The 17673-nt window shown below is 38.0% G+C and carries 18 protein-coding genes, 1 pseudogene and 2 riboswitches; of the genes and pseudogenes, 13 read left to right on the forward strand and 6 right to left on the reverse strand.

The window, feature by feature from the left end; genetic code table 11:
- Positions 1–92: 92 nt before the first annotated feature.
- Together mtnK and V7150_RS15730 are read right to left on the reverse strand one after the other, a co-directional pair.
- Positions 93–1277 carry an S-methyl-5-thioribose kinase gene (gene mtnK / locus V7150_RS15725; RefSeq protein WP_335520103.1) on the reverse strand — a complete coding sequence of 395 codons (1185 nt, stop codon included), beginning with the start codon at positions 1275–1277 and terminating at the stop codon, positions 93–95.
- A 105-nt stretch (positions 1278–1382) separates the two neighbouring features.
- Positions 1383–1542: riboswitch (SAM riboswitch) on the reverse strand.
- A 67-nt stretch (positions 1543–1609) separates the two neighbouring features.
- Positions 1610–2395, reverse strand: coding sequence for a carbon-nitrogen family hydrolase (locus V7150_RS15730; RefSeq protein WP_335520105.1), 786 nt, complete (start codon positions 2393–2395; stop codon positions 1610–1612).
- Positions 2396–2515: 120 nt separating this feature from the next.
- On the opposite strand from V7150_RS15730, the gene V7150_RS15735 reads away from it, so the two are divergent.
- The 6 genes from V7150_RS15735 to V7150_RS15760 all read left to right on the forward strand — a co-directional run bounded on the left by V7150_RS15735 (position 2516) and on the right by V7150_RS15760 (position 7508).
- Positions 2516–3694, forward strand: coding sequence for a pyridoxal phosphate-dependent aminotransferase (locus V7150_RS15735; protein ID WP_335520171.1), 1179 nt, complete (start codon positions 2516–2518; stop codon positions 3692–3694).
- A 78-nt stretch (positions 3695–3772) separates the two neighbouring features.
- A riboswitch (SAM riboswitch) is annotated at positions 3773–3882 on the forward strand.
- 72 nt (positions 3883–3954) lie between these two features.
- A complete protein-coding gene (locus V7150_RS15740; protein ID WP_335520108.1) occupies positions 3955–5166 on the forward strand; it encodes a 2,3-diketo-5-methylthiopentyl-1-phosphate enolase in 1212 nt (403 codons plus the stop codon).
- Entirely contained in the window at positions 5167–5841 is a 675-nt protein-coding gene (locus tag V7150_RS15745) for a 2-hydroxy-3-keto-5-methylthiopentenyl-1-phosphate phosphatase (RefSeq protein WP_335520110.1), read from the forward strand.
- Positions 5835–6464 carry a methylthioribulose 1-phosphate dehydratase gene (locus tag V7150_RS15750; RefSeq protein WP_335520113.1) on the forward strand — a complete coding sequence of 210 codons (630 nt, stop codon included), beginning with the start codon at positions 5835–5837 and terminating at the stop codon, positions 6462–6464. Before V7150_RS15745 ends, V7150_RS15750 begins: the two co-directional genes overlap by 7 nt.
- A 22-nt stretch (positions 6465–6486) precedes the next feature.
- Positions 6487–7020 carry a 1,2-dihydroxy-3-keto-5-methylthiopentene dioxygenase gene (locus V7150_RS15755; protein ID WP_335520115.1) on the forward strand — a complete coding sequence of 178 codons (534 nt, stop codon included), beginning with the start codon at positions 6487–6489 and terminating at the stop codon, positions 7018–7020.
- A 245-nt stretch (positions 7021–7265) separates the two neighbouring features.
- Entirely contained in the window at positions 7266–7508 is a 243-nt protein-coding gene (locus V7150_RS15760) for an aspartyl-phosphate phosphatase Spo0E family protein (RefSeq protein WP_335520119.1), read from the forward strand.
- A gap of 39 nt (positions 7509–7547) precedes the next feature.
- Here the strand turns inward: V7150_RS15760 and V7150_RS15765 are convergent.
- Positions 7548–7905 (reverse strand): annotated as a pseudogene (locus V7150_RS15765) (ZIP family metal transporter); the annotation flags it as partial.
- Between the two features lie 377 nt (positions 7906–8282).
- On the opposite strand from V7150_RS15765, the gene V7150_RS15770 reads away from it, so the two are divergent.
- From V7150_RS15770 to V7150_RS15785, 4 genes are read left to right on the forward strand one after another with little or no spacing between them, the layout of a single operon-like run.
- Complete coding sequence (locus V7150_RS15770) at positions 8283–9107, forward strand: electron transfer flavoprotein subunit beta/FixA family protein (protein ID WP_335520121.1); 825 nt, start codon at positions 8283–8285, stop codon at positions 9105–9107.
- A gap of 34 nt (positions 9108–9141) precedes the next feature.
- Positions 9142–10173: an electron transfer flavoprotein subunit alpha/FixB family protein gene (locus V7150_RS15775; protein WP_335520124.1), complete on the forward strand. Its 1032-nt coding sequence runs from the start codon at positions 9142–9144 to the stop codon at positions 10171–10173.
- Positions 10166–11461, forward strand: a complete 1296-nt coding sequence (locus V7150_RS15780) for an FAD-dependent oxidoreductase (RefSeq protein ID WP_335520127.1) — start codon at positions 10166–10168, stop codon at positions 11459–11461. Before V7150_RS15775 ends, V7150_RS15780 begins: the two co-directional genes overlap by 8 nt.
- A complete protein-coding gene (locus tag V7150_RS15785) occupies positions 11461–11745 on the forward strand; it encodes a ferredoxin family protein (RefSeq protein ID WP_066395350.1) in 285 nt (94 codons plus the stop codon). The genes V7150_RS15780 and V7150_RS15785 overlap by 1 nt, the downstream gene beginning before the upstream one ends.
- 197 nt (positions 11746–11942) lie before the next feature.
- Here V7150_RS15785 and V7150_RS15790 read toward each other — a convergent pair whose 3' ends face one another.
- Positions 11943–12290 (reverse strand): hypothetical protein, encoded by a 348-nt coding sequence (locus tag V7150_RS15790; protein WP_335520132.1) that lies wholly within the window; start codon positions 12288–12290, stop codon positions 11943–11945.
- Positions 12291–12511: 221 nt separating this feature from the next.
- On the opposite strand from V7150_RS15790, the gene V7150_RS15795 reads away from it, so the two are divergent.
- Positions 12512–13036 carry a hemerythrin domain-containing protein gene (locus tag V7150_RS15795; RefSeq protein ID WP_335520135.1) on the forward strand — a complete coding sequence of 175 codons (525 nt, stop codon included), beginning with the start codon at positions 12512–12514 and terminating at the stop codon, positions 13034–13036.
- 21 nt (positions 13037–13057) lie between these two features.
- On the opposite strand, the gene V7150_RS15800 is transcribed toward V7150_RS15795, so the two are convergent.
- Positions 13058–14296: an MFS transporter gene (locus tag V7150_RS15800; RefSeq protein ID WP_335520138.1), complete on the reverse strand. Its 1239-nt coding sequence runs from the start codon at positions 14294–14296 to the stop codon at positions 13058–13060.
- A gap of 139 nt (positions 14297–14435) precedes the next feature.
- On the opposite strand from V7150_RS15800, the gene V7150_RS15805 reads away from it, so the two are divergent.
- Positions 14436–15419, forward strand: coding sequence for a phosphotransferase enzyme family protein (locus V7150_RS15805; protein ID WP_335520139.1), 984 nt, complete (start codon positions 14436–14438; stop codon positions 15417–15419).
- 24 nt (positions 15420–15443) lie between these two features.
- Here the strand turns inward: V7150_RS15805 and V7150_RS15810 are convergent, their stop codons facing one another.
- Positions 15444–16943, reverse strand: a complete 1500-nt coding sequence (locus V7150_RS15810) for an ATP-binding protein (protein WP_335520142.1) — start codon at positions 16941–16943, stop codon at positions 15444–15446.
- Between the two features lie 207 nt (positions 16944–17150).
- Here V7150_RS15810 and V7150_RS15815 point away from each other — a divergent pair, with 207 nt between their 5' ends.
- A complete protein-coding gene (locus V7150_RS15815; RefSeq protein WP_335520144.1) occupies positions 17151–17591 on the forward strand; it encodes a MarR family winged helix-turn-helix transcriptional regulator in 441 nt (146 codons plus the stop codon).
- Positions 17592–17673 lie beyond the last annotated feature (82 nt).

The raw sequence follows: 17673 nt of genomic DNA on the forward strand, positions 1-17673 counted from the left end.
CTGATAGGAAAGTTTACTTTCCTATCGGCCCAGAATAAATAAAGAAGAAGTCTCAAAAGATTTGATTTTTTTGAGACTTCCACCTTTTTCTATTAAATTACTTCATTAACCTTTGCAATAAAAACATCAAGATTGAAGATTTCTTTTCGTTGTTTAATTAGGACTTTCCCGAGTTCTAACGTTGTCCGTTTGGCAGCTAATCTAGCTTGTTCATCTTCAATAGTATCTAAATCAGCAACATGTGCAAGTCCAACTGTCCTTCTGATTAATTCGCAGCCGGCAAATCCAATGGCATCCTCAAAAAACTTAGATAAATTGTAGCTTAAAAATGGTTCTATTTTGGCTGAAAATTCTTTATTTTCCGTATTCCATAGATATGTAAATTCTTCTTTAAAAACATTCCAAACTGTTTCAATATGCTCGATAAAGAGGCCACGCTTTGGAACGTTCACAATAACCTCGAAGAGAAGATTCGCAAAAACTTGGCCAATATCAAAACCGGCAGGACCGTAGAAGGCGAATTCTGGATCGATAACTTTTGTTTCTGAATTGGATGCAAAAACACTCCCGGTGTGGAGATCACCATGGAGGAGAACTTCTGCCTCCGTTAAAAAACATCTTTTCAAAACATTCACATGAAACTTTAGTTCATCATCCTTCCAAAGGGCTTCAACGTCAGTGCGTAAGTCATCTTCAAATTGGTTTGTGTCCGCATCAAAGTATGGATCGGTGAAAATTAAGTCCTCGGTAATTTTGCAAAGTTCTGGATTGCTGAACTTTTGCATCTGTACTTTTTTTTCAGAGGGACCTAAGCCATAGTCAGAAGTATAAAATAATGTTTTTGCAAGATACTCTCCCAAATGTTTAGACAGGAGAGGGTATGCTTCCCCGTTAATAAAACCTTTTCGGGCAATTAAAAGATGGGAAAGGTCCTCCATTACAGTGACGGCCAGCAAATCATCAGTAAAATAAACTTTTGGGACGTAATCTGGAGCCAGCTGACCAAATGTCTTTAAGGCATTTGCTTCAATCTTGGCCCGTTTTACGGTTAACGGCCAGCTTTCTCCAACGACTTTGGCATATGGAAGAGCTTGTTTGATGATTATGCCTTTTCCATCGTGCTCATTGATTAAATGAAAAACTAGATTTAAATTCCCATCACCAATCTCTCTGCAGGAGAGTATAGCATTATCGTTGAATATATTTAAACTTAATGCCAGGCTAATAGCGGCATCTTCAGTTAATGGCTCGTAATATGTTTGTTTTAGTTGACTCATAATGTATTTCCTCCTTTGTTTTGGAGGCTTTGGAAGTGCGATGAGGCACTAAAAAAGCCTCTTTCTCATCTGAAAGAGGCTTGAAGACAATCGTGTCTATCACACCTCTTATCTTTCAGAAAGATCATCCTTCTGTTGGAATTAGCACCGTGCCATAAATGGGGGAATAACCCGGCGCGAAAACTGCGCCCCATTTCACAAATGGATATACGGTCGGTTGCTGGGCTTCAAAGGGCCAAATCCCTCAGCCAGCTCGTGATAAGAGTAAATCAATTTCAATACGGTAAAAATAATAACAGTTTCATGAACAAAGTGTCAATATATTTTGAAAATTATTTATAATATTCTGGTTTTCTATCTTCAAAAACAGGAATCTGACTACGGATTTCTTTTACGAGATCCACATCTATCTCAGCAGATAAGATTTCCTCATTTGTTGAAGCCTCGGCAATCACTTCTCCCCATGGGTCAATAACCATCGAATGTCCGGCAAATTTGTTATTCGGATCGCTTCCAGACCGGTTGCAAGCAATCACATAACACTGATTTTCAATCGCTCTTGCTATTAATAGAGCACGCCAATGTGCCAAGCGCTGTTCAGGCCACTCGGCAACAACGAACAGTGCTTCAGCTCCTTCTGATGTGTGGGCGCGAATCCATTCAGGGAAACGGATATCATAACAAATAACTCCTGCAAATGGTCGGTTTTCTAATTGGAATAACCCCTTTTCAGCCCTTGCCTGTAAATAAAGATGCTCGTCCATAAGCTTAAAAAGATGTAGTTTACTGTAATGCTGAACTGGTTGACCATCTTTGGAAATAATGAGCATTGTGTTTAATACTTCATTTTCAATACGATTAGCAACAGAACCGCCAACAAAATGGACTTGGTGTCTTTTTGCTGACTCTTGTAGGAAATTTATTGTCTTTATTGCGTTTTGGTCAGCAATCTCGTTGAGGCGTGTTAGGTCATAGCCTGTTGTCCACAGTTCTGGAAGGACAATAATATCTGGGTTTTCACCCATTGCTTTTTCAATCAGCTCAGTGGCAATTTGATAGTTTCTAATCGGATTTCCAAAGACTATATCCATTTGAATACAAGAAATTTTAAATTTCATAAATCCGCCCCCCCTGTTTTGAACTTTCGGAATTTTTCCTTTACAAGCTGTTATAAAAGTTATATCATTTGTGACTAGAATTTCAAGGAAAATATGATATTGATTAAGCAGGTGAAAATGATGAAACAAATTCCATCATCAGATCTTTTAAAAAGTCTTCCTAAACAATTTTTTGCTGGGCTTGTGAAGAAGGTCGGAGAATATATTGCCGAGGGACATGATGTGATTAATTTAGGTCAGGGTAACCCTGATCAGCCGACACCAGGACATATTGTTGCAAAGCTTCAAGAAGCAGCTGCCAATCCTCTAAACCATAAATATACGCCGTTTCAAGGACATCGTTATTTAAAACAAGCTGTGGCTGATTATTATCTTAGCGAATACGGGGTAACGATTGATCCTGATAAGGAAGTAGCCATATTATTTGGCGGTAAAGCAGGACTGGTTGAAATTCCTCAGTGTTTGTTAAATCCAGGTGACATCGTCCTAGTTCCCGATCCAGGCTACCCTGATTATCTGTCTGGGGTTGCATTGGCGAAAGCGGAAATGGTGACAATGCCTTTACGTGCACAATATAATTTTTTGCCTGATTACCGTGAGCTATCTGCTGAAATTCTTTCAGAGGCAAAGTTAATGTTTCTTAATTATCCGAATAATCCGACCGGTGCTATCGCCACGGCAGAATTTTTTGAGGAAACAATTAAGTTGGCAAGTGAGAACGATATTTGTGTGGTTCATGATTTTGCCTATGGTGCAATTGGGTTTGATGGTGAAAAACCACTAAGCTTCCTCCAGGTTGAGGGAGCAAAAGAGGTTGGAATTGAGATTTATACTTTGTCTAAAACCTATAATATGGCAGGCTGGCGAGTAGGGTTTGCTGTTGGTAATGAGAGTGTGATTTCTGCGATTGAACTTCTTCAAGATCATTTGTATGTAAGTTTATTTGGAGCGGTTCAGGAGGCAGCGGCGGAAGCATTAACGGGCCCTCAGGAATGTGTTAAAGAATTAATCCGGCTTTATGAACGTAGACGAAATGTATTAATTGAGGGTCTCCATTCGCTTGGATGGAATGTCACAGCACCAAAGGGTTCATTTTTTGCTTGGCTAAAGGTTCCAGACGGGCTTTCTTCTGAGGAATTCGCCAATATTCTTCTTGAACAAGCGCATGTAATGGTCGCACCAGGAATTGGCTTTGGTGAATTTGGCGAGGGCTATGTCCGTGTTGGGTTATTATCAACAGAAAAACGGTTAGCTGAAGTTGTCGGAAGAATAAGTAGATTAGGAATTTTTAAAAAATAAGTTGACATTTAATACTTTTCTTGGCATAATCCGAAATAAAGTTAAACAATATGAAAAAGTGAATAAATACGAATCGTTTTCTTATTAAGAGCAGGCGGAGGGAAAAGCCCGATGAAGCCCGGCAACCGACTTAAACTAGTGTTTAAGCACGGTGCTAATTCTTGCAGCTTTATGCTGAAAGATGAGAAGGTGTTAGTTTGTGTTGCTAACCTCTTCTTTTCGAAGAGGTTTTTTATGTTTTTACGGAAGGAAGATCAAAATTGAGTGAAATAATCGCTACATATCTACTGCATGATGAAAGAAATCCAGAAAAAAAAGCAGAGGAAATTGCACTTGGGTTAACGGTTGGATCATGGACGAACCTACCGGAACTAGATCAAAGTCAATTGCGCAAGCATAAAGGCAGAGTCGTTTCCATTGAGGGATTACCAGCCGTAAATAAAGAACAGTCACTTCTCCGGATTGCTTATCCAACCATTAATTTTTCCATTGATCTGCCTGCAATTTTAACAACTGTTTTTGGAAAGCTCTCCTTGGATGGGAAAATTAAATTGCTAGATTTACAATTTGATGATGGATTAAAGAGATTGTTCCCAGGGCCAAGGTTTGGGATTGAAGGGCTCCGGCAAAAACTAAATGTCTACGACCGGCCGCTGTTAATGAGCATTTTTAAAGGTGTGCTGGGCAAAGACTTAAACTTCTTATCCGAACAGCTTAAGCAGCAAGCTCTTGGTGGTGTAGATCTTGTGAAGGATGATGAAATCCTTTTTGAAAATGAATTAACACCATTTGAAAAAAGAATAGCTGCTGGTAAAGCTGTGCTGCAAGAGGTTATGGAACAAACTGGACACCGGACATTATACGCAGTAAACCTTACCGGCCGTACATCCCAGCTAAAGGACAAAGCAAGAAGGGCCACTGAACTGGGTGCGGACCTCCTGTTGTTTAATGTGTTTTCCTATGGATTAGATGTTTTGCAGGAGTTAAGAGAGGATTCGGAGATAGCCCTTCCTCTTATGGCCCATCCTGCGATTAGCGGTGCATTAGCCTCTTCACCTGAATTTGGCTTTTCTCATTCATTGTTACTTGGAAAGATTCTCCGTTATGCTGGGGCAGACTTGTCGCTGTTTCCATCACCATATGGAACAGTTGCTCTAGAAAAACCATTAACCCTTTCAATTGCAAATGAGCTAACGAAGGAAGATGTCTTTAAAAAGGCTTTTCCTGTACCATCAGCGGGAATTCATCCGGGACTGGTACCATTGTTAATTCATGATTTTGGAATTGACTCCGTCATCAATGCTGGCGGCGGGGTACATGGACATCCAGGTGGTGCCCGCGGAGGGGCGCTTGCCTTCCGACAAGCGATTGAAACGAATCTTCAGGGGAAGCTTCTGGTTGAGGGGGCTGACAAGTACCTTGAACTTAAAAAGGCCTTACAGCTCTGGGGGAATGCCGAGGTGATCGTCTAAATGACAAAGCTAGTAATTTTTTGTGACTTTGACGGGACTGTTACGGAAAGTGATAACATCATTGCCATAATGAAGAAATTTGCCCCACCAGAGTGGGTAAAGCTCAAAGATCAAATACTTTCCCAGAAAATCCCCATCAATGAGGGAGTAGGAAAACTCTTTTCTCTATTACCGAGTACCTTAAAAGAAGAAATTACAGCCTTTGCGATAGAGAATGCCAAGATTCGCGCTGGGTTCAAAGAGTTTGTAGATTTTTTACGTGAAACAGGCATTCCACTTTATATCATTAGTGGCGGTATCGACTTTTTTGTTCACCCTATTTTAGCAGAGTTTGCACCGTTCGCGGGAATCTACTGTAATGAATCTGATTTTTCAGGCGAGACAATCAAAATTCTTTGGCCTAATAAATGTGATTCAATGTGTGACAATGATTGCGGCTGCTGTAAGCCAAGTATTATTCGTAATTTATACCTTAGTGACGACAGCTTCAAAATTGTCATTGGTGATTCAGTAACCGATCTTGAAGCAGCCAAGCATGCTGACTTTGTGCTGGCAAGGGATTTACTTGAGGAAAAGTGCGAGGATTGGGGTATAAACCATCAAGGGTTTCATACATTCTTCGACTGTATCGAGGAAATAAAAAAGAGAATTGAGGTGGGAGAGCTAACATGCTAACGGAAAGATGGACTGAATTGGCTGATGTAAAGGATGAGCTGGCTGAGCGTGACTGGTTTATGGGAACAAGCGGAAACCTTGCAATTAAAGTGAGCGACCATCCGCTTCAATTTTTGGTGACAGCAAGTGGTAAGGATAAGCGTAAGCGAACGGAAGAGGACTTTTTGTTAGTTGACGATTTCGGCTGTGCTGTTGAAGAAACACATTTGAAGCCTTCAGCAGAGACACTTCTTCATGTTGAAATTTACCGCAAGACGAATGCGGGCTGCAGCCTCCATGTCCATACAATTGATAATAATGTCATCTCTGAAGTTTATGGGGACAATGGCGAAATTTCATTTAAGGGGCAAGAATTAATTAAAGCCTTTGATAAGTGGGAAGAAGATGCGGTTTTAAATATTCCAATCATACGTAACTATGCCCATATCCCGACGCTGGCAAATAAATTCTCAGAACATGTATTAGAAGATACTGGTGCTATTTTGATCCGTAACCATGGAATTACAGTGTGGGGAAGGAATGCTTTTGAGGCGAAGAAAATTCTTGAAGCTTCAGAATTTCTATTCCGCTATCAATTACGTTTATTAGAACATAAACCATATCAATTATTTAAAGTTGTTTAATATATAAAAGGAGAGATTACTAATGGCATATATTACATTCCAAAACAAAAAAGAGCAAATTCACGAACAAGAAGCAGTAGCAAGCTTCCTTTCATCTCAAGATGTTATTTATGAAAACTGGGATATTAGTAAACTTCCTCTCTCACTAGTTGAAAAATATCTTTTAAGTGATGAAGAAAAAGAAGAAATCCTTAATACTTTTACAAGAGAAATAGCAGATATTTCGGCAAGACGAGGATACAAAGCTCAAGATGTGATTTCCTTGTCTAAAAATACTCCGAATCTTGACGTTTTGCTTACAAATTTTAAAAAGGAACACCACCACACAGATGATGAAGTCCGTTTTATTGTAAGTGGCCATGGTGTGTTTGTCATCCAAGGTAAAGATGGCAAGTTTTTCGACGTACATTTAAATCCTGGTGACCTCATATCAGTTCCTGAAAATACAAGGCATTACTTTACTCTTGAAGAAGACAGGAAGGTTGTTGCCGTTAGAATATTTGTTACTACCGAAGGATGGGTACCTATTTATGAAAAAGAAGAAGTGAATTTATAAGAAAAAGACTGGCTGGCAATTTCTTCTAGCCAGTTTTCTATTTAATGGATATCCCTTATTATTCCAATTAATTGTTGTCGTATTAACAAGAAGGGCACTGAGGAATTTGTCGAAAAACGAAAGAAATAGAATGTTTTGTCTACTTTTGCGAATGTATTTACTTTTAAAGAAATTCTTGTCATAATTCTTCAAGTAGTCTACTTTTTTGCAGATTACAGTATGCGTGTAAGAGTAGGAGGATAAAATTGTACAAGTATAGTAATATTCAATCTGAAATGATTGAAGAGATAAAGGTAAAAAGAGAACTGATGATCAATAGCGCGAATAAACAGGGCTTTACGAGTGAAGAAACAATAAAATACAGCCAAGAATTAGATGAATTAATCAACAAGTACCAAAAGAGCATTGGACATTCTTCAAGTCCAAATGAAGAAATAAAATTTGCATTTAAACAAATGATTATGATTTGGCCAAAAGTTTTAGTTTAATGAGTATGCAGCCAAAAAGATACCAAGGGAATTTTTAGATTATCCCACAAAACAAGATATCTTTGATCCACACCATGATTTTAGCCCCATAATAAATGCGTAGGTAGATATCCGCTCATTTCCATCTCCGTGGCTTTTGGGAATTAATTCTTTATAATAATAAGCAGCATCGCACCCGCGTCAGAATGATAGACCGTATGGAACGAAGTTTTAGACAAACGATGTTAAAACAATTTCAATTGCTAGAGTTAAAGTTTCTATAATAAAGGCCTTCCTATTTACTATTTCGTTGATTGATTAAAAATAAAGCGACAAGAAGGCCTTTCGGCGCATTATGTAAATAAATTGCTAATACGATTATTTTTCCAGTATCCCCTTTGCATCCGACTCCTAACCCCAATGAAAAATATCAACAAAATTAGACATAAGCTGTGATTTTTATCATTGTTTATATCAGAATATTTCATATAGTTATATTAGTACTATTTAATTGAAAATTCACACCTAAATTAACTACATATCTTACCACAACTAGTTTTTATTTCAACTACTTTTGTTTTATAGAAACCACATCGTAGAAACTGCATTAGTTTTGTAAAGCTTTTCCCATGATTATTAATTAATATTTAAACAACTAAGAAAAAAGAAAACAATCATTGTTTGGTACTATGCTTGTGTTGCGATTCATATATCGTTAATAAAGGCATTTTTTATAACCAAAGGAAGCAAACGCTTTCAACAAACTTAGATTATATAGAGGAGGGAATGTCCTACATGCACATTGTCGTATGTGTCAAACAAGTACCCGATACAAAAATCATTAAAATTAATCCAAAAACAAACACACTCGACCGCCGAAGTGCGCCAGCCATTTTGAATCCTTACGATGCCCATGCTGTTCAAGAGGCCGTAAAAATCAAGGAAAACACCGGCGGCACGATTTCTGTATTGTCAATGGGACCGCCGCAAGCAACTGCAGTTATTAAAAAGAGTATTGAAATAGGAGCGGATAGAGGATTTTTGATTACTGACCGTGCCTTTGCCGGAGCGGATACTCTTGCGACTAGTTATGCCTTATCTAAAGCTTTAGAAAGAATTAATAAGGAAATCCCAGTGGATATGGTTATTTGCGGGAAGCATGCTATTGATGGTGATACAGGACAAGTTGGTCCAGGAATTGCAAGAAGAATGGATATTCCACCCGTGACAAATGTAATTGAAGTATCAGAAGTCAATCAAAAGGAAAAAACCGTGTTAATTAAACGGAAATTAACAAGCGGATATGAATTAATTCAGTCGGAAATGCCGTGTCTGTTAACTGTTGAGAAAGAAATTAATGGTATAGAATATTCGCCAATGCCAAACATGATAAAAGCAGCAAGATACGAACCCATAATTTGGGCAGTAAGTGATCTTGAAAATGTAGACCGTACTCAGTTAGGACTGAAAGGTTCACCAACAATTGTTGGGAAAATGTTTACACCTCCTCGACCAGAGGGTGGTAAAAGACTAGAGGGTTCTGCCGATGAGCAAGTTGGTCAGCTTATGGAAGTCTTAATGGAGAAAAGGGACCTATTAACGATGCAGTCATCTAAATAATAAAGATTAATCTTCTGTCTGAGGGGGTATTTACATGAATCTAGACGATTACCGTGGAGTCTGGGTATTCATTGAACAAAACGATAGTAAAATAGAAGGGGTTTCACTAGAATTGCTTGGTGCTGGCAGGAAGCTCGCTGATAAATTACAAGTACCGTTAGCAGGATTTTTATTAGGACACGATGTAAAACCATTAGCAAACCAAGTCATCTCCTTCGGTGCCGATGTGGTGTATGTTATTGATCACCTTGTCTTGAAACATTACCGTACAGAGTCATTTATGAAGGGTGTTATGCTGCTTGCTCAAAAATATAAGCCAGAAATAATTCTTTATGGGGCAACACCAAATGGTAAAGATTTAGCTAGTGCTGTGGCAACTGATTTAAGTACAGGTTTAACAGCAGATACCACGATGCTTGATGTCGATGTAGAAAATAGATTATTAGAGGCAAGCCGACCGGCATTTGGCGGTAATATTATGGCTACAATCCTTTGTAAGAAGCACCGCCCGCAAATGGCAACTGTTCGACCAAAGGTAATGAAGGCATTGGACCCGGACAGCAGCAGATTAGGAAAAATTATAGAAGAGAAAATAGATCTAAAAGAAGAAGAGATGCGCACTAAAGTGCTCCAAATTGTGAATGATGTAACAAAAAAGGCCAATTTAGCCGATGCCCATGTGATTGTTTGTGGCGGTAAAGGAATGGGGGACTTTCAAAATTTTCAACTCATTCATGAACTAGCAGAAACGATTGGAGCCAGTGTGGGCGGTACGCGTGATGTTGTTGAAGCTGGCTGGCTGCCTCATGAGCAACAGGTTGGCCAAACTGGGGAAACCGTTACACCGAAAATCTATTTTGCAATTGGCATATCAGGAGCGATTCAGCACGTCGTCGGCATGAAAAATTCCGAGTTCATTATCGCCATTAACAAAGACCCGAATGCGCCAATTTTTGATGTTGCAACATATGGAATAGTAGGAGACGCAATGGAAATCGTCCCTAAACTAATTGAGCAATTTAAGCAGCTAAGAAGCGAAAAAGGCGGTGAAATAAGCTATGCCTGAAAAATTTGACGTGATCATTGTTGGAGCAGGCCCTGCAGGCACATCTTGTGCCCTCACTTGTGCAAAGAATGGCTTAAATGTTTTGCTTATTGAAAGAGGAGAATACCCTGGGGCAAAGAACGTAATGGGCGGGGTCTTGTACCGCAAGCAAATGGAAGAGTTAATTCCTGAGTTTTGGAAGGAGGCACCGCTTGAGAGACCTGTCATTGAACAGCGCTTTTGGATGATGGATAAAGAATCAGTCGTACAATTTGGCTATAAAGGTCTTGAATGGGCAGTAGAACCATATAATAACTTTACCGTTTTACGGGCTCAGTTTGACCAATGGTTTGCAAATAAGGCTGTTGAGGCAGGAGCCCTGTTGATCAACGAAACTGTTGTTACAGAATGTATTGTTGAAAATGGCAAGGTTGTCGGTGTTCGTACCGACCGTCCTGATGGGGAGATCTTTGCAGATGTTGTAGTGCTTGCTGACGGAGTGAACTCGCTGCTTTCCAAACAATTAGGCTTTCATAAAGAATTCAGGCCGGATGAAGTGGCGTTAACGGTCATGGAAGTGATAAATTTACCAAAAGAGAAAATTAATGATCGTTTTAACTTAGAGGATAACCAGGGTTGTACAATCGAGATCTTCGGAGATTCAACAAAGGGGAATCTCGGGACAGCTTTCCTGTATACAAATAAAGATAGTTTGAATATTGGGGTAGGTACAACCCTGTCAAGTATGATTAAAGCGAAATTAAAGCCATATGAACTGCTAGATTACTTGAAAAATCATCCAATGGTAAAACCGATGCTAGCTGGCGGAGAATCTGCTGAGTATCTTGCCCATCTTATTCCGGAAGGCGGTTACCGTTCCGTGCCAAAAGTGGCCGGTAATGGTGTTATTGTTGTAGGAGATGCTGCTCAGCTGGTTAATGCCATTCATCGTGAAGGTTCGAACATGGCGATGCATTCAGGACTATTGGCTGCAGAATCTATCCTAGAGGCAAAAAGCCGTGGAGACTTTAGTGAAGCTAGTTTAAATATCTACCGTGAGAAGCTTTTTGATAGCTTCATCATAAAAGATTTAGAGAAATACAAAGACGCAGCCCATACATTTGAGAAATATCCACAATACTTTAATGATTATGTACCAATGATGAATAAGGCAATGAGTAAATTCTTCACAGTAGATGGCACGCCAAAACGAGAAAAACAAAAACAAATTATGAAGAATGTAACAGCTGAAAAAGGAACGCTTAAAGTATTGCAAGATATTTATCGTGCTTGGAAGGCGGTGAAATAATGTCAACTAAGAATATTGAAGAAAAACAATATCTTCTCCGTTTTAAGTGTGACACGAAATCCCATTTGACCGTACTCGACCATGACATTTGTATGACTCAATGCCCCGATAAAATTTGTACAGTATTTTGCCCTGCTGAGGTTTATAAGTGGGAAGGGACACGCATGCAGGTTGGCTATGAAGGGTGTCATGAATGCGGAAGCTGCCGTATCGGCTGTCCGTATCAGAACATTAAATGGGAATATCCTAAAGGCGGACATGGGATTGTTTTCCGACTTGCATAACTCTTAAATGAAAAAGTGCTGTTTGCATTTGTGCAAGCAGCACTTTTTTCATTGATAGAATGGTAATTGTTTGTATTTCGAGAAATGTCTAGCTCCAGCTCCTGAACAAGGCGCTTCCGATTCAATATCACTATATGTAGGTTTTTTCACAAGTGAGGTTAAAAAGAAGGTGAAGCAGAAGGTAAGTATTTTGGGGATTAGCTTATTTTTTCTAATAAGGCTGCTGAGGAAAGTTCATCCTTATTGCCTAATTCAGCTAATGATATAGCAAGTGCGATTGCATCATCCATTAATTTCATATTTGGTGAACAATAAAAAGGCTTCTTCCAATTAAAATCGCCTTCACTTTCAGCAGGATACACACTCACTTTCCAGTGATAGTAAATCTTTGGCTGCGGGAGTTGTATTCCTTCTACAGCAATAAGCCAATGAGTGGGTGGTAAACTAGGGTTGTAAGCATCAGATTCTTTAAGTGCCATTAAGTCATTTAAACCAATTGGTATTACTTCCTTTGGATAAAAGTCATGATAATTTGGGGTTTTCATGGTTTTGCCCTCCTTTATATGGTTTATCTATATTATATGAAATTTTTAAATCTTTTTGAGTGATAAATGTTAAAATTTTTCAAAAATTTAATGAATTTTCATAAAATCGACAAAAACATGTAAGCTTTCAACGATTTTGTATATACGTGACCTAAATCACTACATTAAATATTGGATAATTTTATACTTGAGGAAATTAAAAATAATAGGAGTGAATGTAAATGAGCGGCTGCATGAGTAGTTTTGGAGGTATCCCCCAAGCTGAATTAAGCGAAGGACTGAAACAATTAAAAAGTGAACATCCTCCGTTATTAGGACAATTAGAAGAATTATTCGAATTAACGAAGCAAATTGAACAAGAATCAGATATAGATCATAATTTTGGAGAATTAATCACAAAAGTAAAAGAATTTAAGGATGCCCTAGACCCGCATTCAGAAAGGGAAGAGGGTGTTCTTTTTCCAATGATTGGTGCCTATATTGGCACAACTTCAGGACCGATTGCGGTGATGGAATATGAACATGATCAAGCAAAATCAAATATCGGCACCTTTCTAACTAAGGTAGAAGCTGGCAAGGCATCAACTGATGAAAAGAAAAAATTAGCAGAATTCATTCAAAACGCTTACTTTATATTAACAGAACATTTCTCTAAAGAAGAAAACGTGTTATTCCCAATGGCAGAAAGAATGCTTACTGATAAAGAAAAGGCGGACTTATATCAAAAAATCCAGGAAATTAAGTAAGGATGGGCTTAAGCCCATCCTTTAATTTTTTTGATTCCATTCCCAAATCTTTTGATCCGATGGAAGCAAAAATGCGATTAAACCCATCAATGGCAGTACTCCAAGCCATGTAATCATCGACTGTAATCCAATCAAGTCCGCGATATAACCTAAACTTACTGAACCAATTGCCCCCATTCCAAACGCAAGGCCAACAGTCAAACCAGACATCGTGCCAATTTTCCCCGGAACTAATTCTTGTGCATAGACAACGGTAACGGAAAAACTTGTCATTAAAATAAACCCAGTCAGAATAAGGAAGATAAAGGCTATGGTTGGCGGAACATAAGGAATAAGAATAGAAAAAGGAACGGTTGCTAACATGGAAAAGGAAATAATGTTTTTCTTTCCAAATCTATCTGACAGCGGCCCTCCGAAGAAAGTGCCAATGGCCCCGGATACTAAAAATGCAAATAAAAAGATTTGAGATTCTTTAATCGTAAGGGCATATTCCTTAATCGCATAAAATGTGTAGAAATTGGTAATGCCAGAGGAATACCACGTTCTAGCAAAGATTAGTAATAAGATCAACGCCAATGTCTTTTTAACTTCTTTGGATAAACCTCCCTTCCTACTAACACTAATGTTCTTTTTCTTTTGTGAATTTGGTAAAGTTATTAATCTCTGTTTATACCAATTGGCGATATAAACTAGCAATATGACAGCAAGTGCGGCAACAATTGTAAACCAGGATGCGCCAATCTGTCCGAGTGGAACCAATATCAATGCGGTAATGACTGGGGCTAACGCTTGACCAGTATTTCCGCCCACTTGATAAATGGATTGCGCAAGCCCCCTTCTATCTCCTGCCGCCATATAAGCCACCCTCGAACCTTCGGGATGAAAAACCGCCGAGCCGAGGCCGATAAAAAGGACAGATAAGACAATCATCGCAAAACTTGAAGCAAACCCCAATCCGAGGATGCCAAATAATGTAAACGTGAGCCCAATTGGCAGGGCATAGGGCATTGGCTTTTTGTCAGTTAACATCCCTACTACAGGCTGCATAACGGATGAGATCATATTTAATGAAAATGCAATGATTCCGAGCTGGGTAAAGCTTAAACCCATTGATTTTTCTAAAATAGGAAACATAGCTGGTACAACAGCTTGAATGGCATCATTCAATAAATGACAAAGCCCGATGATAAAAAGGATTTTATACATAGTTGATTCAGAGGCTTTTGGAACCTTTGTGGGTAAAACTGCTTGTTGACTCATAGTATCCCTTCTCTTTTTAAACTTAATATTTTTCTATCTTATCTTACTACTGAATGACTAAAATAAGAAATATTTATTTCTGTTTTCGAAACATTTAAATTATAATAGAGAAAAATAAACGATAATAAGGAGGGGAAATATGGAAAAATCAGTTGAAGTTATCTTTAGCAAAGAGATCTTAAATGGATTTTTAGCATGCTTTCAAGTAGGCGCAAACGTTAAAAAACTGGGGGATTTTGAGAATTATGTCTTCGAGGTTTACCGTGGAGCAAAGCCCATGGTCTTAAGAATTACACATAGTTCCCATCGAAATAAGGATGAAATTAAAGCAGAGCTTGATTGGATGAATTATTTGTATCAAAATGGTGTGAATTGTCCGAAGGTCTTCCAGTCTTCAAGTGGACAATTAATCGAAGGTATGAAGGCTTCTGATGGATCTTTTTTTTACGCCTGCCTCTATTCAAAGGTAAAAGGTATGCCTGTAAAGGTTAACTCCGATCAATTCAATGCCCAATTGTTCCATTCTTGGGGTAAAGCGATTGGAAAAATGCATGCGGTTACAAAAGATTTTCAACCGAAAGAAGGATTACGTCCATTTTGGCACGAGGAGGAGCTGTTTGAAGTTGAACAATATTTTCCTAATGAGCCGGAGATAATTCAACGTACGGGTGAATTAATCAAGGAATTAATGGAGCTTCCGCAAAACCGTGATAATTTTGGACTGATCCATTCGGATATTCATTCGGGGAACTTTTTTTATGATGGCGAGTTCGTCAATGTATTTGACTTCGATGATTGCAGTTATCATTGGTTTGCATCCGATATAGCCATTCCTTTGTACTATTCTATTTTCTATGGATTAGAAAGTGCGAGTGAGGATGAGAAGAACGAGTTTGCCTATCATTTCCTTACACATTTTAGTAAGGGCTATGAAGAATGCAATACCTTGCCAGAGCGCTGGCAAGAGCATTTGCCACTTTTTCTAAAGCTTAGAGACATTACGCTTTTCTCAGTGTTCCATAAAAAAATCGCACCCGAAGACAGAAACGAGAGATTGAATCTGCTTTTAAATAATATTCGAAGTAGGATCATTCAAAAAGAAGCGATTGTGCAAATAAAATAAAACGAGACCGGGTTAGGTCTCGTTTTATTTACTGGTTGGCAATAAAATGGTAACTGTGGTTCCGATCTTTTCTTTGCTATCTATTTCGATGCTGCCGCCAAATGAGTGAATGATTCGCTTACAAATGACCAGACCTAGACCTGTTCCAGTATCTTTCGATGTATAGAAAGGACGAAAAATTTTTTCTAAATCATCTTTCGGTATCCCTTTACCATTGTCACTAATTTCAAGCTTACAAAAATTATCTTCATGTGGGTGTAGCCTAATTTCTATTGTTCCCGGGTTTTCGAATGATTCAAATGCATTTTTTGTAATATTTAAAATTACTTGTTTCATTTCGTCCTTTACACACTTAACGATAACGGGTTGACTAGGAAGCTGCCAGTTACATTCTACATTATGCGAATTTCCCTCTGAAATGATTAGTGGTTTCAATTCTTGAAGTGTTCCAGCTATATTAATGTAATCGGTCATTTGTGCAGTCGGTTTACCTAGGATTAAAAACTCACTGACGATTTCATTAATACGTTTTAGCTCAGAATTAATAACATCAAAATAATAGCGATCCTTTGGATCCGTATACTTTTCACTTAGGAGTTGTACTAATCCTTTAACACCGGTCAAAGGGTTTCGAATTTCATGTGCTGTACTTGCAGCTAAAGTTCCTACTAATTCGAGCTTCTGTAGTTCATTTTGCTTTCTTTCATTATGCGTAAATTTTCTTAATAAGAAATATTCAATTAGTAAGTAAAGGATATGTGTGATAACTAGGGTAATAAACAACACTTTCTCCCACGATTTACCAATTTCTTTATAATTCCGTTCTGCAATCTTTACTTTTATACTCCATGGTATACGATCCATTTGTGAAGTAACCCAATTGGTATTATCTCCCTCTTCAATGTTGGTTACATTCATTTCAAGGATAGGATTCTTACCTCCATTCGCAACAATTAACTTGGTTTCTGGTGTAATAACTCTCATCAGATTCCTCATATAATCAATCCGCAAATCCGCAATGAGAATGGCCTTTAATTCGCGATTTTCATCGAGAACAGGTGTAGCAAGTCCAATAATTCTTTGGCTGTCTTTAAGAATTTCCTCCTGATCAGAAAGGATAGTATCTTTTGTTTTGATGACTTCCTGAATAAATGATAGTTTGGTAAAATCAGTATCATTTCGTAATGGAACTGAACCTGTTAACAAATAGCCTTTATTGTTAAGTAAGTAAAGTCCCCCGTACCGAGGATCATTTTGGTTTACTTCCATTAATAATGGTTCCATTTTTTTCGGAAAATCCAAGTCGTTTTTTGCAGAAAGTGAAAGAATTTTTAAGCTAGTCTTCGTTTCACTAATGAATTGATCCCAGTTCTTTTGATAAATCGAGGCAACCCAGAGAGCATCTTTTTTTCTTTCAATGTCATTTTCTTTTAAAATACGATAAAAAAAGTATGAACCTAAAATAAATACAGGCAGTACAACAACAATAAAATAGATATAAAACTTACCTTTTCGAATTTTCATTAAAGTACCCCAAATTAATCTTTAAATAATAAACGTTTTTATTATAACAGAAGTTTCATTTGTTTACCGAAATATTCCTGATGTATAATAGGAAATTGACAGGAATTGAAAAGTTTTTTATAATAATTTTGAAATCGAGATAATTTTAAGGTGTGTGTATCCAGTACAGGTTACATTATATTAAAAACATAAAAGGATGAGTTTTTTATGGAAAATGATTCAGTAACTAAGTCATTAAAGCTATTTATTGTCCTTTCAAGAGCATATAAAGCAATCAATGAACATGTAAATAAAGTCATTCAGGCAAATGGTTTAAATCCAACAGAATTTGCTGTGTTAGAGCTTCTCTATCATAAAGGCGACCAGCCGATGCAGCAAATCGGCGGAAAAATTTTGCTTGCCAGTGGCAGTATTACTTATGTTGTTGATAAACTTGAACAAAAAGGAATGTTGCAAAGATTAGCCTGCCCGAAAGATCGAAGGGTGACATATGCTCAAATTACAGACGAAGGGAAAAGGTTTATTCAGGACATTTTTCCTGAACATGCGAAACTAATTGATACGCTCATGTCGAGTCTAACTGATCAAGAGAAAACGGAAGCGATTAACTTGCTGAAAAAGTTAGGGTTGCCTGCAGGTAGATTTTAATACGGCCATTGGCCGTATTTTTTTGCTATTAGGAAAGTATAAATTTTTCGAATTTATACTTTCCTAACGCATAAGTGCAACT

This window comes from Neobacillus drentensis (assembly GCF_036965245.1).
GTDB classification, from domain to species: domain Bacteria; phylum Bacillota; class Bacilli; order Bacillales; family Cytobacillaceae; genus Neobacillus; species Neobacillus drentensis_G.